General features: G+C 68.7%; 20 protein-coding genes. 3 read left to right on the top strand and 17 right to left on the bottom strand.

What is annotated here, in order from left to right; genetic code table 11:
• Nucleotides 1–37: 37 nt before the first annotated feature.
• Genes nuoN through ACFXGX_RS14140 form a run of 14 tightly spaced genes read right to left on the bottom strand, consistent with a single transcriptional unit; the run spans nt 38 to nt 15989 of the window.
• Complete coding sequence (gene nuoN, locus ACFXGX_RS14205) at nt 38–1696, bottom strand: NADH-quinone oxidoreductase subunit NuoN (protein WP_384789685.1); 1659 nt, start codon at nt 1694–1696, stop codon at nt 38–40.
• Nucleotides 1693–3264 carry an NADH-quinone oxidoreductase subunit M gene (locus ACFXGX_RS14200; protein WP_384789682.1) on the bottom strand — a complete coding sequence of 524 codons (1572 nt, stop codon included), beginning with the start codon at nt 3262–3264 and terminating at the stop codon, nt 1693–1695. Before ACFXGX_RS14200 ends, nuoN begins: the two co-directional genes overlap by 4 nt.
• A gap of 5 nt (nt 3265–3269) precedes the next feature.
• A complete protein-coding gene (gene nuoL / locus ACFXGX_RS14195; RefSeq protein WP_384789679.1) occupies nt 3270–5183 on the bottom strand; it encodes an NADH-quinone oxidoreductase subunit L in 1914 nt (637 codons plus the stop codon).
• Between the two features lie 14 nt (nt 5184–5197).
• Nucleotides 5198–5497 carry an NADH-quinone oxidoreductase subunit NuoK gene (gene nuoK, locus ACFXGX_RS14190; protein ID WP_384789676.1) on the bottom strand — a complete coding sequence of 100 codons (300 nt, stop codon included), beginning with the start codon at nt 5495–5497 and terminating at the stop codon, nt 5198–5200.
• Complete coding sequence (locus tag ACFXGX_RS14185; protein ID WP_384789673.1) at nt 5494–6312, bottom strand: NADH-quinone oxidoreductase subunit J; 819 nt, start codon at nt 6310–6312, stop codon at nt 5494–5496. The genes nuoK and ACFXGX_RS14185 overlap by 4 nt, the downstream gene beginning before the upstream one ends.
• A complete protein-coding gene (nuoI, locus tag ACFXGX_RS14180) occupies nt 6309–6938 on the bottom strand; it encodes an NADH-quinone oxidoreductase subunit NuoI (protein WP_384789670.1) in 630 nt (209 codons plus the stop codon). Before nuoI ends, ACFXGX_RS14185 begins: the two co-directional genes overlap by 4 nt.
• A complete protein-coding gene (gene nuoH, locus ACFXGX_RS14175; RefSeq protein WP_384789667.1) occupies nt 6931–8301 on the bottom strand; it encodes an NADH-quinone oxidoreductase subunit NuoH in 1371 nt (456 codons plus the stop codon). Before nuoH ends, nuoI begins: the two co-directional genes overlap by 8 nt.
• Complete coding sequence (locus tag ACFXGX_RS14170; RefSeq protein WP_384789664.1) at nt 8298–10802, bottom strand: NADH-quinone oxidoreductase subunit G; 2505 nt, start codon at nt 10800–10802, stop codon at nt 8298–8300. The genes nuoH and ACFXGX_RS14170 overlap by 4 nt, the downstream gene beginning before the upstream one ends.
• Nucleotides 10799–12151 (bottom strand): NADH-quinone oxidoreductase subunit NuoF, encoded by a 1353-nt coding sequence (gene nuoF / locus ACFXGX_RS14165; RefSeq protein WP_384789661.1) that lies wholly within the window; start codon nt 12149–12151, stop codon nt 10799–10801. The genes ACFXGX_RS14170 and nuoF overlap by 4 nt, the downstream gene beginning before the upstream one ends.
• Nucleotides 12148–12990: an NADH-quinone oxidoreductase subunit NuoE gene (nuoE, locus tag ACFXGX_RS14160; RefSeq protein WP_384789658.1), complete on the bottom strand. Its 843-nt coding sequence runs from the start codon at nt 12988–12990 to the stop codon at nt 12148–12150. Before nuoE ends, nuoF begins: the two co-directional genes overlap by 4 nt.
• A complete protein-coding gene (locus ACFXGX_RS14155) occupies nt 12987–14327 on the bottom strand; it encodes an NADH-quinone oxidoreductase subunit D (protein ID WP_384789655.1) in 1341 nt (446 codons plus the stop codon). Before ACFXGX_RS14155 ends, nuoE begins: the two co-directional genes overlap by 4 nt.
• On the bottom strand, nt 14324–15064 hold the full coding sequence (locus ACFXGX_RS14150) for an NADH-quinone oxidoreductase subunit C (RefSeq protein WP_384789652.1): 741 nt from the start codon (nt 15062–15064) through the stop codon (nt 14324–14326). The genes ACFXGX_RS14155 and ACFXGX_RS14150 overlap by 4 nt, the downstream gene beginning before the upstream one ends.
• Nucleotides 15061–15615, bottom strand: a complete 555-nt coding sequence (locus tag ACFXGX_RS14145; RefSeq protein ID WP_003998928.1) for an NADH-quinone oxidoreductase subunit B family protein — start codon at nt 15613–15615, stop codon at nt 15061–15063. The genes ACFXGX_RS14150 and ACFXGX_RS14145 overlap by 4 nt, the downstream gene beginning before the upstream one ends.
• A gap of 14 nt (nt 15616–15629) precedes the next feature.
• Nucleotides 15630–15989 carry an NADH-quinone oxidoreductase subunit A gene (locus ACFXGX_RS14140; protein WP_037627175.1) on the bottom strand — a complete coding sequence of 120 codons (360 nt, stop codon included), beginning with the start codon at nt 15987–15989 and terminating at the stop codon, nt 15630–15632.
• Between the two features lie 724 nt (nt 15990–16713).
• Between ACFXGX_RS14140 and ACFXGX_RS14135 the strand changes: the two genes are divergently transcribed.
• Nucleotides 16714–17547: a C40 family peptidase gene (locus ACFXGX_RS14135; protein ID WP_384789648.1), complete on the top strand. Its 834-nt coding sequence runs from the start codon at nt 16714–16716 to the stop codon at nt 17545–17547.
• A gap of 127 nt (nt 17548–17674) precedes the next feature.
• Here ACFXGX_RS14135 and ACFXGX_RS14130 read toward each other — a convergent pair whose 3' ends face one another.
• Nucleotides 17675–19027 carry a geranylgeranyl reductase family protein gene (locus ACFXGX_RS14130; protein WP_384789645.1) on the bottom strand — a complete coding sequence of 451 codons (1353 nt, stop codon included), beginning with the start codon at nt 19025–19027 and terminating at the stop codon, nt 17675–17677.
• A 47-nt stretch (nt 19028–19074) separates the two neighbouring features.
• Between ACFXGX_RS14130 and ACFXGX_RS14125 the strand changes: the two genes are divergently transcribed.
• Together ACFXGX_RS14125 and ACFXGX_RS14120 are read left to right on the top strand one after the other, a co-directional pair.
• Nucleotides 19075–19581, top strand: a complete 507-nt coding sequence (locus tag ACFXGX_RS14125; protein ID WP_384789642.1) for a GNAT family N-acetyltransferase — start codon at nt 19075–19077, stop codon at nt 19579–19581.
• A gap of 138 nt (nt 19582–19719) precedes the next feature.
• Nucleotides 19720–20052 (top strand): PASTA domain-containing protein, encoded by a 333-nt coding sequence (locus tag ACFXGX_RS14120; protein ID WP_384789639.1) that lies wholly within the window; start codon nt 19720–19722, stop codon nt 20050–20052.
• 37 nt (nt 20053–20089) lie between these two features.
• On the opposite strand, the gene ACFXGX_RS14115 is transcribed toward ACFXGX_RS14120, so the two are convergent.
• A complete protein-coding gene (locus ACFXGX_RS14115; protein WP_384789636.1) occupies nt 20090–20785 on the bottom strand; it encodes a demethylmenaquinone methyltransferase in 696 nt (231 codons plus the stop codon).
• Nucleotides 20786–21012: 227 nt separating this feature from the next.
• Nucleotides 21013–22548 carry a reprolysin-like metallopeptidase gene (locus ACFXGX_RS14110; RefSeq protein WP_384789633.1) on the bottom strand — a complete coding sequence of 512 codons (1536 nt, stop codon included), beginning with the start codon at nt 22546–22548 and terminating at the stop codon, nt 21013–21015.
• Between the last annotated feature and the right edge of the window lie 38 nt (nt 22549–22586).

Raw genomic sequence — 22586 nt, 5'->3', positions numbered from 1 at the left:
TCGAAGGGAGCGGGGCCCGAGCCGCGCGAGGAACCGCTCAGCGCACGAAAACCCCGGCCTGGCTGGCCAGGTTCAGGAAGTACTGCGGTGCCACACCGAGCACCAGCGTGACCGCCACACCCGCGGCGATCGCCGTCATGGTCAGAGGCGACGGCACAGCGACCGTCGGCCCCTCGGGCTTCGGCTCGCTGAAGAACATCAGCACGATCACGCGGATGTAGAAGAACGCCGCGATCGCCGAAGAGATCACACCGACCACGACCAGCGCGCCCGCGCCGCCCTCGGCCGCCGCCTTGAACACGGCGAACTTTCCGGTGAATCCCGAAGTGAGCGGGATACCCGCGAAGGCCAGCAGGAAGATCGCGAACACCGCGGCCACCAACGGGGACCTGCGTCCGAGACCGGCCCACTTGGACAGATGCGTGGCCTCTCCGCCCGCGTCCCGTACGAGCGTGACGACGGCGAAGGCGCCGATCGTCACGAAGGAGTACGCGCCCAGGTAGAAGAGGACCGACGAGACGCCGTCCGGCGAGGTCGCGATGACACCCGCGAGGATGAATCCGGCGTGCGCGATCGACGAGTACGCCAGGAGCCGCTTGATGTCGGTCTGGGTGATCGCGACGATCGCGCCACCCAGCATCGTGACGATCGCCACGGCCCACATGACCGGCCGCCAGTCCCAGCGCAGGCCGGGCAGGACGACGTAGAGCAGGCGCAGCAGCGCGCCGAACGCCGCCACCTTCGTCGCGGCCGCCATGAAGCCGGTGACCGGGGTCGGCGCGCCCTGGTAGACGTCGGGCGTCCACATGTGGAACGGCACCGCGCCGACCTTGAAGAGCAGGCCCATGACGACCAGGGCGGTGCCGATGAGCAGCAGTACGTCGTTGCCCATGGTGCCGGCGAGTGCCGGGTCGACGTTGGTGACCGTTCCGTCGACGACGTGCGCGATCGTCGCGTACGACACCGATCCCGCGTAGCCGTACAGCAGGGCGATGCCGAACAGCGTGAACGCGGAGGCGAAGGCGCCGAGCAGGAAGTACTTGACCGCCGCCTCCTGCGACATGAGCCGCTTGCGGCGGGCCACGGCGCACAGGAGGTAGAGCGGCAGGGAGAAGACCTCCAGCGCGATGAACAGCGTCAGCAGGTCGTTGGCCGAGGGGAAGACGAGCATGCCGCTGATCGCGAAGAGCAGCAGCGGGAACACCTCGGTGGTGGTGAACCCGGCCTTCACGGCGGCCTTCTCGCTGTCGCTGCCGGGCACCGACGAGGCCTGCGCGGCGAACGCGTCGACCCGGTTCCCGTGCGCCTCGGGGTCGAGGCGCCGCTCGGCGAAGGTGAAGACGCCGAGGATTCCGGCGAGCAGGATCGTGCCCTGGAGGAACAGGGCCGGTCCGTCGACCGCGACCGCGCCCATCGCAGCGATGTGCGCCTTGGTGGTGCCGTATCCGCCCGCCGCGAGTGCGACGACCGCGGAGAAGGCCGCGGCCAGCGCCACGACGGCGACGAACACCTGTGCGTAGTAACGGGACTTGCGCGGCACGAAGGCCTCGATCAGAACCCCGATGACCGCCGCACCGATAACGATCAAAGTGGGCGACAATTGCCCATATTCGATCTTCGGTGCATCGATCTTGGAAATCGGCTCGGCCGCGGTCGCCGCGGTTGTCCACAGGCTGTGGACGGCTGATGCGCTCACTTGGCCGCCTCCACCTCGGGCTTGGGGTCCGTCTTGTGTACGTCTGACATGGTCTGTTTGACCGCCGGGTTGACGATGTCGGTGAGCGGCTTCGGGTAGACGCCCAGGAAGATCAACAGAGCGATCAGCGGGGCGACGACCAGGAGCTCGCGCACCCTGAGGTCCGGCATCTGGGCCACCTCGGCCTTCACCGGGCCCGTCATCGTCCGCTGGTAGAGGACGAGGGTGTAGAGCGCGGCGAGGACGATGCCGAAGGTGGCGATGATTCCGACCACCGGATAGCGCGTGAACGTGCCGACCAGGACCAGGAATTCACTCACGAAGGGCGCGAGACCCGGGAGCGACAGCGTCGCGAGGCTGCCGATCAGGAAGGTGCCCGCGAGCACCGGGGCGACTTTCTGCACCCCTCCGTAGTCGGCGATGAGACGCGAGCCGCGCCGCGAGATCAGGAAGCCGGCCACCAGCATCAGGGCGGCGGTCGAGATCCCGTGGTTGACCATGTAGAGCGTCGCGCCCGACTGGCCCTGGCTCGTCATCGCGAAGATGCCCAGGATGATGAACCCGAAGTGGGAGATCGAGGCGTAGGCGACCAGCCGCTTGATGTCCCGCTGCCCGACCGCGAGCAGCGCCCCGTAGACGATGCTGATCAGCGCCAGCACGAGGATCGCGGGCGTCGCCCACTTACTCGCCTCGGGGAAGAGCTGGAGGCAGAAGCGGAGCATCGCGAAGGTGCCGACCTTGTCGACGACCGCGGTGATCAGCACGGCGACCGGGGCGGTGGCCTCGCCCATGGCGTTGGGCAGCCAGGTGTGCAGCGGCCACAGGGGCGCCTTCACCGCGAAGGCGAAGAAGAAGCCGAGGAAGAGCCACCGCTCGGTGCTGGTCGCCATGTGCAGGGAGCCGTCGGCCCGCGCGTGGACGATCTCCTGGAGCGAGAAGCTTCCGGCGACCACGTACAGACCGATCACGGCGGCCAGCATGATCAGACCGCCGACCAGGTTGTAGAGGAGGAACTTCACCGCGGCGTACGAGCGCTGCGTCGCCGCCGCCTCGTCGCCGTGCTCGTGGGCCCGGTCCCCGAAGCCGCCGATGAGGAAGTACATCGGGATCAGCATGGCTTCGAAGAAGATGTAGAAGAGGAAGACGTCGGTGGCCTCGAAGGAGATGATCACCATCGCCTCGACGGCCAGGATCAGGGCGAAGAAGCCCTGGGTCGGACGCCAGCGCCTGCTTCCGGTCTCCATCGGGTCGGCGTCGTGCCAGCCCGCCAGGATCACGAACGGCATCAGCAGCGCGGTGAGCGCGACGAGCGCCACCCCGATGCCGTCCACGCCCAGTTGGTAGCTCACCCCGAAGTCCGGGATCCAGGAGTGGGATTCGGTGAGCTGGTAGCGGGCGCCGCCGGGGTCGAAACGCACCAGGGTGACCGCGGCGAGCGCCAGCGTGCCGAGGGAGACGAGCAGCGCCAGCCACTTCGCGGCGACGCGCCGCGCGGCCGGCACGGCGGCCGTGGCGATCGCCCCGAGGGCCGGGAGCGCCGCCGTCGCTGTCAGCAGAGGAAAGGACATCGGTATCAGACCGCCCTCATCAGCAGGGTCGCGGCGACGAGGATCGCCGCACCGCCGAACATCGAGACCGCGTAACTGCGCGCATAGCCGTTCTGCAGCTTGCGCAGCCGCCCGGAGAGGCCGCCCACGGAGGCCGCCGTCCCGTTGACGACTCCGTCGACCAGCGTGTGGTCGACGTACACCAGGGAGCGGGTGAGGTGCTCACCGCCGCGTACCAGCACGACGTGGTTGAAGTCGTCCTGGTACAGGTCGCGCCGGGCGGCGCGGGTGAGCAGGGAGCCGCGCGGGGCGACGACCGGGACAGAGCTGCGTCCGTACTGGAGGTAGGCGATGCCGGCGCCGACGACGAGCAGCACCATGGTGGCCAGGGTGACCGTGAGGGCGCTCACCGGCGAGTCGCCCTCCGCGTGCCCGGTGACCGGCTCCAGCCAGTGCACGAAGCGGTCGCCGATGCTGAAGAAGCCACCCGCGAAGACCGACCCGAAGGCCAGTACGATCATCGGGATCGTCATGGACCTGGGCGACTCGTGCGGGTGCGGCTCGTGGCCGTCCGCGTCGGGCTGCCAGCGCTTCTCCCCGAAGAAGGTCATGATCATCACGCGCGTCATGTAGTACGCGGTGATGGCCGCGCCCAGCAGGGCCACGCTGCCGAGGATCCAGCCCTCGGTGCCCCCCTTGGCGAAGGCCGCCTCGATGATCTTGTCCTTGGAGAAGAAGCCGGACAGGCCCGGGAAGCCGATGATCGCGAGATAGCCGAGGCCGAAGGTCACGAAGGTGACCGGCATGTACTTCCTGAGGCCGCCGAACTTCCTCATGTCGACCTCGTCGTTCATGCCGTGCATGACCGAACCGGCGCCGAGGAAGAGCCCGGCCTTGAAGAAGCCGTGCGTCACCAGGTGCATGATCGCGAAGACGTAGCCGATGGGGCCGAGGCCCGCCGCCAGCACCATGTAGCCGATCTGCGACATGGTCGAGCCGGCCAGCGCCTTCTTGATGTCGTCCTTCGCGCAACCGACGATCGCACCGAACAGGAGCGTGACCCCGCCCACGACGGTGACGACGAGCTGGGCGTCGGGTGCCGCGTTGAAGACGGCGGCCGAGCGCACGATCAGATACACGCCCGCGGTCACCATGGTGGCGGCGTGGATGAGGGCCGAGACCGGGGTCGGGCCCTCCATCGCGTCCCCGAGCCAGGACTGCAGCGGCACCTGGGCCGACTTGCCGCAGGCCGCGAGCAGCAGCATCAGCCCGACGGCCGTGAGCTTGCCCTCGGTGGCGTCCCCGGCGATGCCGGGGTGCCCCTCGGTGCCGAGCAGCGGCCCGAAGGCGAAGGTCCCGAAGGTCGTGAACATCAGCATGATGGCGATGGACAGGCCCATGTCGCCGACGCGGTTGACCAGGAAGGCCTTCTTGGCGGCCGTGGCCGCGCTGGGCTTGTGCTGCCAGAAGCCGATCAGCAGGTACGAGGCGAGACCGACGCCCTCCCAGCCGACGTACAGCAGAAGGTAGTTGTCGGCGAGGACGAGCAGCAGCATCGCCGCCAGGAACAGGTTCAGATAGCCGAAGAAGCGGCGGCGGCGCTCGTCGTGCTCCATGTACCCGATCGAGTACAGGTGGATCAGCGAGCCGACGCCGGTGATCAGCAGGACGAACGTCATCGACAACTGGTCGAGCTGGAAGCCGACGTCCGCGCGGAAGTTTCCGACGGCGATCCAGCTGTACAGATGCTGGGTGAACGTCCGGTCGTCCGGACTCTTCCCCAGCATGTCGGCGAAGAGCACGACCGCGATCACGAAGGAGGCGGCCGCGAGCACGGTGCCGATCCACTGACCGACGGCGTCCAGCCGACGTCCGCCGCACAGCAGTACGGCCGCTCCGAGCAGAGGCGCCGCGATGAGCAGCGCAATCAGGTTCTCCACGATTCAGCGACCCCTTACAGCTTCATCAGGCTGGCGTCGTCGACCGAGGCCGAGTGGCGGGAACGGAACAGCGACACGATGATCGCGAGCCCGACCACGACCTCCGCGGCGGCGACGACCATCGTGAAGAAGGCGAAGATCTGGCCGTCGAGATTGCCGTGCATCCGGGAGAAGACGACGAAGGCGAGGTTGCAGGCGTTGAGCATGAGCTCGATGCACATGAACACCACGATCGCGTTCCGTCTGATCAGGACACCGGTGGCGCCGATCGTGAACAACAGAGCGGCGAGATAGAGGTAGTTGACCGGATTCACTTGGACGCCTCCTCCGGCTTCGTGCGCTCCAGGCGCTCCTCGGCACGCTGCTCCAGCGCCTTCAGGTCCTTCAGCGCGTCGGCCGACACGTCACGGATCTGCCCGCGGTCGCGCAGCGTCTTGCTGACGGTCAGCTCGGACGGAGTGCCGTCGGGGAGCAGGCCCGCGATGTCCACGGCGTTGTGCCGGGCGTAGACACCCGGCGCCGGCAGCGGCGGGATGTGCTTGCCCTCGCGCACCCGCTGCTCGGACAGCTCGCGCTGGGTCCTGGCCCGCTCGGTGCGCTCGCGGTGCGTCAGCACCATGGCGCCGACCGTGGCCGTGATGAGCAGGGCGCCGGTGATCTCGAAGGCGAACACGTACTTCGTGAAGATGAGGGCGGCGAGGCCCTCCACGTTGCCGTTCGCGTTCGCCTTCGCCAGACCGTCGAAGTCCTGGACGGACGCGTTGCCGATGCCGGCGAACAGCAGGATGCCGAAGCCGGCTCCGCAGAGCAGGGCCAGCCAGCGCTGGCCCTTGATGGTCTCCTTCAACGAGTCCGCCGCGGTGACACCGACGAGCATGACGACGAAGAGGAAGAGCATCATGATCGCGCCGGTGTAGACGACGACCTGGACGATGCCCAGGAAGTAGGCGCCGTTGGCGAGGTAGAACACGGCCAGGACGATCATGGTCCCGGCGAGGCACAGCGCGCTGTGCACGGCCTTGCGCATGAAGACGGTGGACAGGGCGCCGATCACCGCGACGGTGCCGAGAACCCAGAACTGGACGGCTTCTCCGGTGGAGGTGGAGTACGCGGCCAGGTTGGCGGTCATGCCTCCGCCCCCTCTCCGGCGGACGTGCCCGACGGGCTTGCCGAGGGGTGCAACTCGCCGTTGGAGACGGCCACCTGGCGCTCGGTGCCGGGTGCCGCCTCGGTCACCAGACCTTGGTAGTAGTCCTGCTCGTCCGTGCCCGGGAAGATCGAGTGCGGTGTGTCGACCATGCCTTCCTGGAGTCCGGCGAGCAGTTGCTCCTTGGTGTAGATGAGGTTGGCGCGGCTGCTGTCCGCGAGCTCGAACTCGTTCGTCATCGTCAGCGCGCGCGTGGGACACGCCTCGATGCACAGCCCGCACAGGATGCAGCGGGCGTAGTTGATCTGGTAGACGCGGCCGTAGCGCTCGCCCGGGGAGTAGCGCTCCTCCTCGGTGTTGTCCGCGCCCTCCACATAGATGGCGTCCGCGGGACAGGCCCAGGCACAGAGCTCACAGCCGACGCACTTCTCCAGGCCGTCCGGGTGGCGGTTGAGCTGGTGCCGGCCGTGGAACCGCGGTGCGGTGGTCTTCTGCTGTTCCGGGTACTGCTCGGTCAGCCGCTTCTTGAACATGGCCTTGAAGGTCACGCCGAAACCGGCGACAGGGTTCTGGAAACCCGGTTTGGTCTCCTTCGGCTCCTCAGCCATCGGACCCCTCCTTTCCGTCACGAGATCCGGTAACCGGTCCATCACTCGCAGTATCGGACCCGCCACTGACAATCAGCTCCCGCTCGCGGCGCGGACGGCGCCGCGGAACCGGCGGCAGCTCCTGTCCGGGCAGCGGGGGCACGGGGAATCCACCGGCCATCGGATCGAAGGCGGCGGGCTCCTCGGGCGTCTCCTGGCCCTGCTTGTCGCGGAAGATGTCCGCCACGAACGACAGCAGCAGGAGGACGAGGACGCCTCCGCCGACGTACAGGGCGATGTCCGCGAAGTCGTAGTTCTCGTTGCGCAGCGTCCGGACCGTCGCGACGAGCATCAGCCAGACCACGGAGACCGGGATGAGCACCTTCCAGCCGAGCTTCATGAGCTGGTCGTAGCGGACGCGCGGGAGCGTGCCGCGCAGCCAGATGAAGAAGAACAGCAGGAGCTGCACCTTCACCACGAACCAGAGCATCGGCCACCAGCCGTGGTTGGCGCCCTCCCAGAAGCTGCTGATCGGCCAGGGCGCGCGCCAGCCGCCCAGGAAGAGCGTCGTGGACACGGCCGAGACCGTCACCATGTTCACGTACTCGGCGAGCATGAACAGCGCGAACTTGATCGACGAGTACTCGGTGTTGAAGCCGCCGACGAGGTCTCCCTCGGACTCCGGCATGTCGAACGGGGCCCGGTTGGTCTCGCCGATCATCGTCACGATGTAGATCAGGAACGAGACCGGCAGCAGGATGATGTACCAGCGGTCATGCTGCTGCTCGACGATCGTCGAGGTCGACATCGACCCGGAGTAGAGGAACACCGAGGCGAACGCGGCACCCATGGCGATCTCGTACGAGATCATCTGGGCGCAGGAGCGCAGACCGCCGAGGAGCGGATAGGTGGATCCGGAGCTCCAGCCGGCGAGCACGATCCCGTAGATGCCCACCGAGGCCACCGCGAGGATGAAGAGCATCGCGATCGGCAGGTCGGTCAGCTGCATCGTCGTGCGCTGACCGAAGATCGAGACCTCGTTGTCGGCCGGCCCGAAGGGGATCACCGCGATCGCCATGAAGGCCGGGATGGCCGCCACGATCGGCGCGAGGACGTAGACGACCTTGTCCGCGCGCTTGACGACGAGGTCCTCCTTGAGCATCAGCTTCACGCCGTCGGCGAGCGACTGGAGCATGCCCCAGGGCCCGTGACGGTTGGGGCCGATGCGGAGCTGCATCCAGGCGACGACCTTGCGCTCCCACACGATGGAGAAGAGCACGGTCACCATCAGGAAGGCGAAGCAGAACACCGCCTTGATGACGACCAGCCACCAGGGGTCGTGGCCGAACATCGAGAGGTCTTCAGCGGCGAGGTACGGCGTCATGCCTCCACCTCCTTGGGGGCCTCGGCGGCGATCGTCGCCGGGCCGATGCGGACGAGTGCGCCGGGCAGCGCCCCGGTGTCGGAGGCGACGCCCCCTCCGGTCGAGTTCAGCGGGAGCCAGACCACGCGGTCGGGCATCTCGGTGATCTGCAGCGGGAGTTCGACCGCTCCAGCGGGACCGGTCACGGCGATCACGTCGCCATCCTTGACCCCGGCCTCGGCGGCGGTGGCGGCCGACACGCGCGCGCGTGCGGCGTGCCGGGTCCCGGCGAGTGCCGTGTCGCCCTCCTGAAGGCGCCCCTGGTCGAGCAGCAGCCGGTGCCCGGCCAGTACGGCCTCCCCGGCGGCCGGACGGGGCATCTGCACCCCGGTCTCCCCGGGTTCGCCGGCCCCCTGTCCGCCCCAGGCGCCGAGCCGGTCGATCTCCCCGCGCGTGGTGCGCAGGTCCGGCAGTCCGAGGTGGACGTCCATGGCGTCGGCCAGCATCTGCAGGACGCGCGCGTCGGCGGGCGCGAGCCGCCGGGTCATCTGGTCGGGCTTGAGAGCGGCCTCGAAGGAGCGGACCCTGCCTTCCCAGTTGAGGAAGCTTCCGGCCTTCTCCGCGACCGCGGCGACCGGCAGGACGACGTTCGCGTGCTCGGTGACCTCGCTGGGCCGCATTTCGAGCGACACCAGGAAGCCGACTTCGGCCAGTGCCGCACGCGCGCGTGCGGGGTCGGGGAGGTCGGTGACCTCCACGCCCGCCACCACCAGGGCGCGCAGTTCGCCGCCGACGGCGGCCTCCACGATCTGGCCGGTGTCACGGCCGTAGCGGTGCGGGAGTTCGGAGACGCCCCACGCGGTGGCGACCTCGTCCCGCGCGCGCGGATCGGTGGCCGGGCGTCCGCCCGGCAGCAGCGACGGAAGCGCGCCGGCCTCGATCGCACCGCGTTCCCCGGCCCTGCGCGGGATCCACACCAGGCGGGCGCCGGTGGCGGTGGCGGTCCGCACGGCGGCGGTCAGCCCTCCGGCCACGGAGGCCAGCCGCTCACCGACGACGATCACGGCGCCCTCGGCGCGCAGGGCCTCGGCGGCCTTCGCGCCGTCGCCCTCCAGCCCGACGCCGCTCGCGAGCGCGTCCAGCCACTCGGTCTCGGTGCCGGGGGCGGCCGGCAGCAGCGTGCCGCCCGCCTTCTCCAGACCGCGGGTGGCGTGCGTGGCGAGGGAGAAGGTCTTCTGGCCGTGCCCGCGCCATGCCTTGCGCAGCCGCAGGAAGACGCCGGGCGCCTCCTCCTCCGACTCGAAGCCCGCCAGCAGGACGGCGGGCGCCTTCTCCAGAGCGGTGTACGTGATGCCCGTGCCGTCGAGGTCCCGGCCGCGTCCGGCGACCCGGGCGGCCAGGAAGTCGGCCTCCTCGGAGCTGTGCACGCGCGCGCGGAAGTCGATGTCGTTCGTGTCGAGGGCCACGCGCGCGAACTTGCTGTACGCGTAGGCGTCCTCGACGGTGAGCCGGCCGCCGGTGAGGACACCGGCCCGGCCGCGGGCGGCGGTCAGCCCCTGGGCGGCGGCCTCCAGGGCCTCCGGCCAGGACGCGGGTTCGAGGACGCCTTCGGCGTTGCGCACCAGGGGGGTGTCGAGGCGGTCGCGCTGCTGCGCGTACCGGAACCCGAACCGGCCCTTGTCGCAGACCCATTCCTCGTTGACCTCGGGGTCCGGCGCCGCGAGACGCCGCATCACCTTGCCGCGCCGGTGGTCGGTGCGCGTCGCGCAGCCGCCGGAGCAGTGCTCGCACACGGAGTGCGAGGAGATGAGGTCGAAGGGGCGTGAGCGGAAGCGGTAGGCCGCCGACGTGAGCGCGCCCACCGGGCAGATCTGGATCGTGTTGCCGGAGAAGTACGACTCGAAGGGGTCGCCGTCACCGGTGCCGACCTGCTGGAGCGCGCCCCGCTCGACCAGTTCGATCATGGGGTCGCCCGCGATCTGGTTGGAGAAGCGGGTGCAGCGGGCGCACAGCACGCACCGCTCGCGGTCCAGGAGCACCTGGGTGGAGATCGGGACCGGCTTCTCGTACGTCCGCTTCCTGCCCTCGAACCGGGATTCGGCGTTGCCGTGCGACATCGCCTGGTTCTGCAGGGGGCACTCGCCTCCCTTGTCGCAGACCGGGCAGTCCAGCGGGTGGTTGATGAGCAGCAGCTCCATCACACCGTGCTGTGCCTTCTCGGCGACCTGGGAGGTGAGTTGAGTCTTGACGACCATCCCGTCCGTACAGGTGATCGTGCAGGATGCCATGGGCTTGCGCTGGCCCTCGACCTCGACGATGCACTGGCGGCAGGCGCCGACCGGGTCGAGGAGCGGGTGGTCGCAGAACCGGGGGATCTCGATGCCGAGTTGTTCGGCGGCCCGGATGACCAGGGTGCCCTTGGGCACGCTCATCTCGACGCCGTCGATCGTCAGCGAGACGAGGTCCTCCGGCGGGACCGCGGCTTCCCCGCCTCCGGAGGGAGCGCTGGTGGTCACTGTCATGCGTTCACCTCCGTGTGCTTGTCCGCCCAGACCGTGGACCTGGCGGGGTCGAAGGGGCAGCCGCGGCCCGTGATGTGCTGCTCGTACTCCTCGCGGAAGTACTTGAGCGAGGAGAAGATCGGCGAGGCGGCACCGTCGCCGAGGGCGCAGAAGGACTTGCCGTTGATGTTGTCGGCGATGTCGTTGAGCTTGTCGAGGTCGGACATGACGCCCTTGCCGGCCTCGATGTCGCGCAGCAACTGAACGAGCCAGTACGTTCCTTCACGGCACGGCGTGCACTTGCCGCAGGACTCGTGGGCGTAGAACTCGGTCCAGCGGGTGACGGCGCGGACGACGCAGGTCGTCTCGTCGAAGCACTGGAGTGCTTTCGTGCCGAGCATGGAACCCGCGGCGCCCACTCCTTCGTAATCAAGAGGGACGTCGAGATGCTCGGCGGTGAACATCGGGGTCGAGGAGCCGCCCGGCGTCCAGAACTTCAGCCGGTGGCCGGGGCGCATCCCGCCACTCATGTCGAGGAGTTGACGCAGGGTGATGCCGAGGGGTGCCTCGTACTGGCCGGGGCTGGCGACATGGCCGCTGAGCGAGTAGAGCGTGAAGCCCGGAGACTTCTCGCTGCCCATCGACCTGAACCATTCCTTGCCTTTTTGGAGAATTGCGGGAACTGACGCGATCGATTCGACGTTGTTCACAACAGTTGGACACGCATAAAGGCCCGCGACAGCAGGGAAAGGGGGGCGGAGCCGCGGTTGACCACGGCGGCCTTCGAGCGAGTCGAGCAGCGCGGTCTCCTCACCGCAGATGTACGCGCCCGCGCCCGCGTGCACGGTGAGCTGGAGGTCGAGTCCGCTGCCCAGGATGTTCTCGCCGAGGTAACCCGCCGCGTAGGCCTCACGTACGGCCTCGTGCAACCGCCGCAATACGGGGACGACTTCACCGCGGAGATAGATGAAGGCATGCGAAGACCGGATGGCATAGCACGCGATCACAATGCCCTCGATGAGGCTGTGCGGGTTCGCGAAGAGGAGCGGGATGTCCTTGCAGGTTCCCGGCTCCGATTCGTCGGCGTTGACAACTAGATAGTGAGGTTTGCCGTCTCCCTGGGGAATGAACTGCCATTTCATTCCGGTCGGGAAGCCGGCGCCGCCACGGCCCCGCAGCCCGGAGTCCTTGACGTAAGCGATCAGGTCGTCCGGTGACATGGCGAGTGCCTTGCGCAGGCCCTCGTACCCCTCGTGCCTTCGGTAGACGTCCAGCGACCAGGACCTGTCCTCGTCCCAGAAGGCCGACAGCACGGGTGCGAGCAGCTTTTCCGGACTTGTCTCGTTGATCTCGGCTGCCAAGGTCATCACTCCCCCTCCTCTGCCACAGGACCCGCCGGGTGGGACGGGTCGGAGGCCGACGTGTCCTGCGGCGCGTCGTGCGAGCTCGGGTGCTCGGCGGGCCGCTGGTTCTGAGGTGCTCCTCCGCCCCGCGGATGCACCACGCGCGCGGGGGCGCTCTCCCCCTTGGCCAGACGCAGCCCCACCAGGGACGCGTGGCCCGCGCTGCCGCCGCCCTCCACCGCGCCCTCGCGCTCGTCGGGGAAGCCCGCCAGGATCCGGGCGGTCTCCTTGAACGTGCACAGCCGGGCGCCGCGGGTCGGTTCGACGTCGGAGCCCGCGCGCAGGTCGTCGACGAGGCGCTTGGCGGAGTCCACGGTCTGGTTGTCGAAGAACTCCCAGTTGACCATCACGACCGGCGCGAAGTCGCAGGCCGCGTTGCACTCGATGTGCTCCAGGGTGACCTTGCCGTCACCGGTGGTCTCCCCGTTGCCGACACCCAGGTGGTCCTGGAGTGCCTCGAAGATGGCGTCGCCGCCCATGACGGCACACAGGGTGTTGGTGCAGACACCCACCTGGTAGTCGCCGCTCGGCTTGCGCCGGTACATCGAGTAGAAGGTCGCGACCGCGGCGACCTCGGCCGTCGTCAGGCCCAGTACCTCCGCGCAGAACCGCTGTCCCGTGCGCGTGACGTGGCCCTCCTGCGACTGCACGAGATGCAGCAACGGAAGGAGCGCCGAGCGGGAGTCGGGGTAGCGGGCGATGATCTCGCGCGCGTCCGCCTCCAGCCGGGCCCGGACGTCGGCCGGGTAGTCGGGCGCGGGCAGTCGGGGCATGCCCAGGCTGACGCCCTCGGGGGTGGTGGTCACCGGTCGACGCCTCCCATCACGGGGTCGATGGACGCGACGGCGACGATGACGTCGGCGACCTGGCCGCCTTCGCACATCGCCGCCATGGCCTGCAGGTTGGTGAAGGACGGGTCACGGAAGTGGACCCGGTAGGGGCGGGTGCCTCCGTCGGAGACGACGTGCACCCCGAGCTCGCCCTTCGGCGACTCGACCGCCGTGTACGCCTGTCCCGGCGGCACGCGGAAGCCCTCGGTCACCAGTTTGAAGTGGTGGATCAGGGCCTCCATGGAGGTGCCCATGATCTTCTTGATGTGGTCGAGCGAGTTGCCGAGACCGTCGGGGCCGAGCGCGAGCTGGGCGGGCCAGGCGATCTTCTTGTCGGCGACCATGACCGGGCCGGGCTGGAGCCGGTCCAGGCACTGCTCGACGATCCGCAGCGACTGGCGCATCTCCTCCAGACGGATCAGGAAGCGTCCGTAGGAGTCGCAGGTGTCGGCGGTGGGGACCTCGAAGTCGTAGGTCTCGTAGCCGCAGTACGGCTGGGACTTGCGCAGGTCGTGCGGCAGGCCCGCCGAGCGCAGGATCGGGCCGGTGGCGCCGAGGGCCATGCAGCCGGCCAGGTCGAGGTAGCCGACGTCCTGCATGCGGGCCTTGAAGATGGGGTTCCCGGTAGCGAGCTTGTCGTACTCGGGAAGGTTCTTCGTCATCTTCTTCACGAACTCGCGGATCTGGTCCACCGCGCCCGGGGGCAGGTCCTGGGCGAGTCCGCCGGGGCGGACGAACGCGTGGTTCATCCGCAGGCCCGTGATCAGCTCGTAGATGTCGAGGATGAGCTCACGGTCACGGAAGCCGTAGATCATGATCGTGGTGGCGCCCAGCTCCATGCCGCCGGTGGCGATGCACACCAGGTGGGAGGAGATCCGGTTCAGCTCCATGAGGAGCACCCGGATGATCGAGGCGCGGTCGGGGATCTGGTCGGTGATCCCGAGGAGCTTCTCGACGCCGAGACAGTAGGCCGTCTCGTTGAAGAACGGCGTCAGATAGTCCATGCGCGTCACGAACGTGGTGCCCTGCGTCCACGTACGGAACTCGAGGTTCTTCTCGATACCGGTGTGGAGGTAGCCGATGCCGCAGCGGGCCTCGGTGACGGTCTCGCCGTCGATCTCCAGGATGAGCCTGAGCACACCGTGGGTGGACGGGTGCTGCGGGCCCATGTTGACGATGATGCGCTCGTCGTCGGACTTGGCCGCGGACTGGGCGATCTCGTCCCAGTCGCCGCCGGTGACCGTATATACGGTGCCCTCGGTCGTCTCGCGGGGCGAGGCGGCCGATGCCCCGGGAGGGGTCTGCGTGCTCATGAGTACGACCTCCGCTGGTCCGGAGCCGGGATCTGGGCGCCCTTGTACTCGACGGGAATGCCGCCGAGGGGATAGTCCTTGCGCTGCGGGAAGCCCTGCCAGTCGTCCGGCATCATGATCCGCGTCAGCGCGGGGTGGCCGTCGAAGATCAGGCCGAAGAAGTCGTACGTCTCGCGCTCGTGCCAGTCGTTCGTCGGGTACACGGTGACGAGCGACGGGACGTGCGGGTCCGCGTCCGGGGCGCTGACCTCCAGCCGGATCAGCCGGTTGTGGGTGATCGAGCGCAGGTGGTAGACGGCGTGCAGCTCGCGGCCCTTGTCCTGCGGGTGATGGACGCCGGAGACGCCGGTGCACAGTTCGAACCGGAGGGCCGGGTCGTCGCGCAGGGTCTGGGCGACGGGAAGCAGGTACTCGCGTTCGACGTGGAAGGTGATCTCGTCGCGGTCGACGACCGTCTTGTCGATCACGTTCTCGGGGACGAGTCCCTGTTCCTCGAGAGCGCCCTCCAGTTCGTCGGCCACCTCGTCGAACCAGCCGCCGTAGGGGCGGGCGGCCGCGCCGGGCAGCCGGATCGAGCGGACCAGGCCGCCGTAGCCGGAGGTGTCGCCGCCGTTGTTGGCGCCGAACATGCCGCGCTGGACGCGGATCTCCTCGCCCTGGTCGCCTCGCTGGCCGGGAAGGTTGGAGGCGCTCAGGTCCTTCTCGGGGTTGACCCCGTTGCCGTTCGCGTCGCTCACCGCAGCAGGCCCTTCATCTCGATGGTGGGAAGCGCCTTGAGCGCCGCTTCCTCCGCCTCGCGGGCCGCCTCCTCGGCGTTCACGCCGAGCTTCGAGGTCTGGATCTTCTGGTGGAGCTTGAGAATCGCGTCCATCAGCATCTCGGGCCGCGGCGGACATCCGGGCAAATAGATGTCGACCGGGACGATATGGTCAACTCCCTGCACAATGGCGTAGTTGTTGAACATTCCGCCCGATGACGCACAAACCCCCATGGAGATGACCCACTTGGGGTTGGGCATCTGGTCGTAGACCTGCCGCAGCACCGGCGCCATCTTCTGGCTCACCCGGCCGGCCACGATCATCAGGTCGGCCTGGCGGGGCGACCCGCGGAACACCTCCATACCGAAGCGGGCCAGGTCGTAGCGCCCGGCGCCGGTCGTCATCATCTCGATGGCACAGCAGGCGAGTCCGAATGTCGCGGGGAAGACGGACGCCTTGCGCACCCAGCCCGCGGCCTGCTCGACGGTCGTCAGCAGGAATCCGCTCGGCAGCTTTTCTTCGAGTCCCATGTCTTAAAGGCCCCTCAGTCCCATTCCAAGCCGCCGCGCCGCCATACGTACGCGTAGGCGACGAAGACGGTGAGCACGAAGAGCAGCATCTCCACGAGCCCGAAAACACCCAGGGCGTCGAAGGTGACGGCCCAGGGGTAGAGGAAGACGATCTCGATGTCGAAGACGATGAAGAGCATCGCCGTCAGGTAGTACTTGATGGGGAAACGCCCGCCGCCGACCGGCGTGGGGGTCGGCTCGATGCCACACTCGTAGGCGTCGAGTTTGGCGCGGTTGTACCGCTTCGGACCGATCAGCGTGGCCATGACCACGGAGAAGATCGCAAAGCCTGCCCCGAGGGCTCCCAGTACGAGGATCGGCGCATACGCGTTCACGCTCCTCGCTCCTCTCAGTCGGCACTGACTGGTGGCGGTTTCGGCGGGCCCGCACCCCTGCCTCGCCAGCACCGCGAACCCCACCCGTCCCGGCGAAGATCACGGACATGTGAAGCAGGTCACAAGCCCAACTGCCTCGCATCTTATGCCCGGCGGTCTGTGATCTGCGACACGGGGTATTGCCTTAGCTTTGTGATCTCCACCACCTGACGAACGATCATGAAGTCGGATGAGCGGTGATCTTCACACGCGAAGCGTCAGGTCGGTCACCAGACGTGACATTTTCGTTCATCACCGCAGGCCCAGGGGTCGTCTCCATATCAAGAGACTTCCGCCGCATGCAAATTCGCGTTGGACGCACCCCCTTGATAGAGGACCGCGTTCACACGTCGGGGGGATCAACGGGACCGATGTGGACACGTGCACGCGTTCACGAGCGGGCGCGGACGACGGGGCGATGAGGGTGCACGCGCGGGACGCGAGTGCCCGGGTGACCGTTCCGTGACCTGCGCCACATCTACCTATGGGTCAGATGAGGCGGGCTTGGCCATCCTCTTCAACCGGTGGTAGGTCGCGGGCAATTCGGACGTAATACTGAAAGGCCATGATCACGGGCCCGATGGACAGTGTCCGCAATGCCCGTTACGGCGTCAATAAAGAGTGACGCGCGACGAATTCGGCGGCCGATTGAACAACTGTGGCGCACCACACGTTTCTTGAAGGTATGGAGGAGCCCCTGGTACCGCTAGTACCCATGTCCCACACCGCACACATACGAAGCCACCGGAAGCCCCGTCGCAACGCTCCGTCGCTCGCGATGCGCGCCGGAGTTGCCGGTGGCGTCCTCAGCACCCTTGTCGTGGCCGCGGCCGCGGGTTCGGCGAGCGCCGCCGAGCCCGTCACGCAGACCATGGAACTGCCGACCCTGACGGCCGACCTGGCCAACCAGGTCGCCCAGTCCGCGGACGCCACCCAGCAGGCCGCGGCCGACTATCAGCTCCAGGCGGAGCGCGACGCGGCGGCCGCCAAGGCCGCCAAGCAGGCCAAGGCCGACCTGGCGGACGCCAAGAAGAAGGCAGAGGCCAAGAAGAAGGCAGAGGCCGCGCGCAAGGCCGCGGCGGCCGACGCCGTCTCGCGTTCCTCGGCGCGGACCACCCTGTCCGCGAGCGCGTCCACGTCCACGAACGTCGTGGCCCCGGCCAGCGGCAGTGTCGCGACCGTCGTCGCCTTCCTCAAGGCGCAGGTCGGCGACGCGTACGTCATGGGCGGCACCGGACCCAACGCGTGGGACTGTTCCGGTCTGGTGCAGGCGGCGTTCAAGCAGGTCGGCGTCGACCTGCCGCGTGTCTCGCAGGACCAGTCGGTGTCCGGTACGCCGGTTTCCCTGTCCAATGTCCAGGTCGGCGACATTCTGTACTGGGGCTCGGCTGGTTCGGCCTACCACGTCGGTGTGTACATCGGTAACGGCCAGTACCTCGACGCGGCCAACCCCTCCAAGGGCGTCGTGATCCAGGACCTGTCGGGCTACCCGGCCACGGGCGCGGTGCGCGTGCTCTGAACCCCCGGGTGAACTGCCGAAGGACCGCTTCCTGTGCGGGGAGCGGTCCTTCGGGCTGTTCCGGACCCGGTGCCGGCGGCGTCCGGAGCCGCCCCGGTGGCCACCGGGGCGGGTCGTGCGGTCAGGGTCAGGCCTTCGGGGCGACCTTCGAGAGGCCGTTGATGATGCGGTCCATCGCGTCGCCGCCCGTCGGGTCGGTGAGGTTCGCGAGCATCTTGAGGGTGAACTTCATCAGCATCGGGTGGGTCAGACCGCGCTGCGCGGCGATCTTCATGACCTTCGGGTTGCCGATGAGCTTCACGAAGGCGCGACCGAGGGTGTAGTAGCCGCCGTAGGTGTCCTTCAGGACGCGCGGGTAGCGGTGGAGGGCGAGTTCGCGCTGGCCGGGGGTGGCGCGGGCGTGGGCCTGGACGATGACGTCGGCCGCGATCTGGCCGGACTCCATGGCGTAGGCGATGCCCTCACCGTTGAAGGGGTTCACCAGACCGCCGGCGTCACCCACCAGCAGCAGGCCCTTGGTGTAGTGCGGTTGACGGTTGAAGGCCATCGGGAGGGCCGCGCCGCGGATCGGGCCGGTCATGTTCTCGGGGGTGTAGCCCCAGTCCTCCGGCATCGAGGCGCACCACGCCTTCAGGACCTCGCGCCAGTCGAGCTCCTTGAAGGAGTCGGAGGTGTTGAGGACACCGAGACCGACGTTCGAGGTGCCGTCGCCCATGCCGAAGATCCACCCGTAGCCGGGCAGCAGCCGGTCCTCGGCGCCCCGGCGGTCCCACAGCTCCAGCCACGACTCCAGGTAGTCGTCCTCGTGGCGCGGCGAGGTGAAGTAGGTACGGACGGCGACGCCCATCGGGCGGTCCTCGCGGCGGTGCAGGCCCATCGCGAGGGAGATGCGGCTGGAGTTGCCGTCCGCCGCCACCACCAGCGGGGCGTGGAAGGTCACCTCCCGCTTCTCCTTGGAGTCGGCGTCGCCCAGCTTGGCGTGCACGCCGATGATCCGGCCGGTGCGCTCGTCGAGGATCGGGGCGCCGACGTTGCAGCGCTCGTGCAGCCGCGCTCCCGCCTTCTGCGCCTGCCGCGCGAGCTGCTCGTCGAAGTCGTCCCGCTTGCGCACGAGTCCGTAGTCGGGGAAGGAGGCGAGATCCGGCCAGTCGAGCTGGAGGCGTACACCGCCGCCGATGATGCGCAGGCCCTTGTTGCGGAGCCAGCCGGCTTCCTCGGAGATGTCGATGCCCATCGACACGAGCTGCTTGGTCGCGCGCGGGGTCAGTCCGTCACCGCAGACCTTCTCGCGGGGGAAGGCCGTCTTCTCCAGGAGCAGGACGTCGAGCCCCGCCTTCGCCAGGTAGTAGGCGGTGGTGGAGCCGGCTGGCCCGGCCCCGACGACGATGACGTCGGCGGTGTTCTCGGAGAGTGGCTGGGACTCGGTCACGGCGGGGTCTCCCCAAGACTCGAAATGAACGTGCCGACGGGCACTGGACATGGGCAGTCTATGCAGCGGTACCGATCACCCGGCTGAAGGGCTGCCCCGTGAACCGAGCTCTCCCCGAAGTACGCCTGCGCGTCCCCACCGACGAGGACGCTCTCGAGTGGCATCGGGTCTTCGACGACCCCGAGGTCATGGAGTTCCACGGGGGCCGCGCGGCCGAGCGGTCCGTCTACGAGGAACTCACGGCGCGCCAGCGGCGGCACGACGCGGAGCACGGGTTCTGTCTGTGGACGATGGTCGGTCCCGGGGACGAGGTACTGGGCTTCACGGGCGCGCAGCCCTGGCCGCACGCCTGGGGCCCGGCCGGGGAGATCGAGATCGGCTGGCGGCTGGGGCGGGCGCACTGGGGCAAGGGGTACGTCACGGCGGCGGCCCGGACCACCCTGGAGCGGGTCCGCGTGGCGGGCGTCACGGACGTCGTCGCCATGGTCAACGCGGGCAACACTCGTTCCATCGCGGTGACGAGACGGCTCGGCATGGAGCTCGCGGAGCGGTTCACGCTGCCCTCGTCGCGGCAGGAGGGCCACCGCTACCGGCTGGCCCTGTGACGACTGCCGGAGCCGGCCCTGTGGCGAAGTCCCGCGCGTCTCCTCATGGCTTCCGGACGGAGTCCCCCGCGTCTCCTCATGGCTTCCGGAAGGGCACGGGCGAGGCTTACCCTTCCGGTACCGCTGGGGGTGACGTCTGTGCGCATAACACCCAAGACACCCGAAGTGCGCGTGCCGCGGCTCGTCGGTCTGATGGCCATGGACGCGCGTGAGACGGCAGAGGCTCGCGGTGTTCTGCTCGCCGCGCCCGACCGGCCCGATTTCCATCGGACGGTCGTCGACTACGTCGTACGGCAATTTCCGCAGCCCGGGGCCGAAGTGCCGCGCGGAGCCGTCGTGACGGTGTGGTTCGACCTGGGGGACGCGGAGGGCGGCGCCGGGGTGTGTGAGCCCCGTCCGCCCGGTCCGCCGTCGGGCGGACTGCGCCGCGAACTCGACCTGCCCGGTGGCCCGTTCGTGGTCCTCAGGTAGCCGGTCCCGGAGGCCCCCGGGGCGGCGCCGAGCGGGGTCAGGCCGGCTTGTAGCCCCGGTGGAGGGCCACGATGCCGCCCGTCAGGTTGCGCCAGGCCACCTTCGACCAGCCGGCGCCGATCAGCCGCTTGGCCAGTTCCGGCTGGGTCGGCCAGGCGCGGATGGACTCAGCGAGATAGACGTACGCGTCGGGATTGGAGGAGGCGGCCCGGGCGACCGGGGGCAGCGCGCGCATCAGGTACTCGGTGTAGACCGTGCGGAACGGCGCCCAGGTGGGGTGCGAGAACTCGCAGATCACGACGCGTCCGCCCGGCTTGGTCACGCGGTACAGCTCGCGGAGCGCGGTGTCGGTGTCCTGCACGTTGCGCAGCCCGAAGGAGATCGTGACGGCGTCGAACGTGTCGTCCTTGAAGGGCAGTCTGGTCGCGTCACCGGCGGTCAGCGGCAGCCAGGGGTGGTTCCGCTTGCCGACGCGGAGCATCCCGAGGGAGAAGTCGCAGGGGACGACGTACGCGCCGGTGCGGGCGAACGGGAGCGACGAGGTCGCGGTGCCGGCCGCGAGGTCCAGGATCTTCTGCGCGGGGCGCGCGTCGACCGCCTTCGCGACCTCCTTGCGCCACGCCCGGTCCTGTCCGAGCGACAGCAGGTCGTTCGTCAGGTCGTACCGTTCCGCCACGTCGTCGAACATCGAGGCGACTTCGTGCGGCTGCTTGTCCAGGGATGCGCGAATCACGGTCCCCATTGTGGCAGTACGGGCCCGACGGCTCTCCGGCGCCCGGCCGGGAACCGGTCGTCGTTCCCACGTACGGGAAAGCGCCGCACCCGCCCGCGTGAACCACGGGGAGGGCACGGCGCCGTTCCGACGGCCCGACGGGTTCTGCCGCCTGGCGGGTTCTGCCGCTGCGAGAGGTTCCGCCGCGTGCCGGGTACTGCCGCATGCCGGGTACTACGTGCCAGGTGCTACCGCGTGGGCTCGGGGATCTCGGCGAACACCGCGTTGATGGTGTGGTTGGCGTTCATGGTGATCGTGTAGTTCGGCGTGGTGTCCGTCTGGAGCACACCGTCGACCTCCCAGCCGCTGAGCCGGAAGCCGGGGCTCGTATCGGCGGTGACGGTGACCTGCGTGCCGGGGTCGTACGGGCCGTACTCGCTCGGCCTGAGGCTGCCTCCGGCGGGGGGACTGGAGGTCATGGTGAGGGAGACCCGGTTGGTGACCTGGGAGGCTCGGTAGCCCGCCAGGAACTCGGCGGCCCTCGTCGCGTTGGCGGCATTGTTGTTGTTCTCGTCGCCGAGAGCCTGGCCGTTCAGCAGGTTCACGGTGTTGGAGTACTGGTTGACGACAGCGCACGCCAGGGTGCAGGCACTGGAGTAGGCCATGATCGTGTGGTGCCGCTGGTCGGCGGTGACCCAGCCGTAGTTGTCGGTGCCCACGGGCGTCGTACCGCCCTGGTCCACCACCGTCTTGCGGTCGTGCTTGAGACCGAAGTTGTGGCCGATCTCGTGCGCGAGGTTCTCCCACGCCGTGATGGAGAAGGCGCTGGTGACCGAGAACGCGTTGTTGCTGGTCCCCGGGCCCGCCGGGGTGGGCAGGTTGGCCTGCCCGGAACTGTCCTCCGCCGGAATGGAGGCGATGAGCGCCACCAGGTCGGCGCCGAAGGCCGTCCGCTGGGCGGCGGCCGTGACGCCGAGGGTCGGGTTCAGGGGGTTGCTGATCATGCTCAGCAGGGTTCCGGCGTTCTCACGGGCGACGCCGGTCGCCGCGGTCTCGTAGGTGTTCACGACATGCACGCTGGCCGGCACCTGGCTGGTCGCGAGCGCCCTGTTGAGCTGGTTCACGCCGTACCGGATCCGGCTCTGGACCGCGGAGGCCGAGCCGAGTTCCGTGACGGTGGCCGGGGTGTAGGCGACGACGATGTCGATGGCCGCGGGGTTGTCGGGGGTGGCGATCCTCAGCCCCGGCTTGTGCGGCCGAACCGATCTGGTCGGCGGCACGGTCACCGTGTCGACGCCCTGTCCGCTCGGCGGCAGTTTCAGCGCGTCGATCTCCTGCAGCAGGTACCTGCCCGGCCGCTTGGGCACCGGCTTGTACAGGTACTGACGGAAGCCTTCCTCGATCTCACCGGACAGGGTGACCGGCCCGGCGGCGCACGCGCCGATGATGGACACGGAGATCGTGTTCTCCGGGTGCCTCGGGTCGTGGCCGGACCAGAACACCGTGCCGTCCGGGTCCTGGCGCTTGAAGTCCTCGATCGCCGTGAAGCCCTTCTGGTGCTCGAAGAGCGGGAAGGTGCGGCGCTCGGGCACGCCGTCCTTCTGTCTGCCGCACAGCGAATGGAAGTCCTTGGGATTCGCGCGCATCACCGCGCTGCGCTTCACCCACGGCTCGGGGTCGTGGCCGGGTCCGGCTCCGGCGGCTGCGGGTGTGTTCACGGCCAGCGACAGGGCGGCGGCGAGTGCGGTCGCCGCGGTGGACGCGGCGAGCAGGGAACGACGCATGAGGGACGTCAGCCTCTCTGTGGGGGTTTCTCCCATGC

Origin of the sequence: Streptomyces sp. NPDC059371 (assembly GCF_042751995.1) — a bacterium.
GTDB lineage: Bacteria > Actinomycetota > Actinomycetes > Streptomycetales > Streptomycetaceae > Streptomyces.
The sequence above is the reverse complement of the archived record's forward strand: the minus strand, read 5'-3'. Positions and strand labels throughout refer to the sequence as shown.

Excerpts from the sequence above, each read along its gene's own strand:
- nuoH (WP_384789667.1), bottom strand. The coding sequence starts at position 8,301 with ATGACGCCGTACCTCGCCGCTGAAGACCTCTCGATGTTCGGCCACGAC.
- ACFXGX_RS14155 (WP_384789655.1), bottom strand. The coding sequence starts at position 14,327 with ATGAGCACGCAGACCCCTCCCGGGGCATCGGCCGCCTCGCCCCGCGAG.
- ACFXGX_RS14135 (WP_384789648.1), top strand. The coding sequence starts at position 16,714 with ATGGAGGAGCCCCTGGTACCGCTAGTACCCATGTCCCACACCGCACAC.
- ACFXGX_RS14200 (WP_384789682.1), bottom strand. The coding sequence starts at position 3,264 with ATGTCCTTTCCTCTGCTGACAGCGACGGCGGCGCTCCCGGCCCTCGGG.
- nuoI (WP_384789670.1), bottom strand. The coding sequence starts at position 6,938 with ATGGCTGAGGAGCCGAAGGAGACCAAACCGGGTTTCCAGAACCCTGTC.
- ACFXGX_RS14185 (WP_384789673.1), bottom strand. The coding sequence starts at position 6,312 with ATGACCGCCAACCTGGCCGCGTACTCCACCTCCACCGGAGAAGCCGTC.
- ACFXGX_RS14130 (WP_384789645.1), bottom strand. The coding sequence starts at position 19,027 with ATGTCCAGTGCCCGTCGGCACGTTCATTTCGAGTCTTGGGGAGACCCC.
- ACFXGX_RS14110 (WP_384789633.1), bottom strand. The coding sequence starts at position 22,548 with ATGCGTCGTTCCCTGCTCGCCGCGTCCACCGCGGCGACCGCACTCGCC.
- ACFXGX_RS14170 (WP_384789664.1), bottom strand. The coding sequence starts at position 10,802 with ATGACAGTGACCACCAGCGCTCCCTCCGGAGGCGGGGAAGCCGCGGTC.
- ACFXGX_RS14145 (WP_003998928.1), bottom strand. The coding sequence starts at position 15,615 with ATGGGACTCGAAGAAAAGCTGCCGAGCGGATTCCTGCTGACGACCGTC.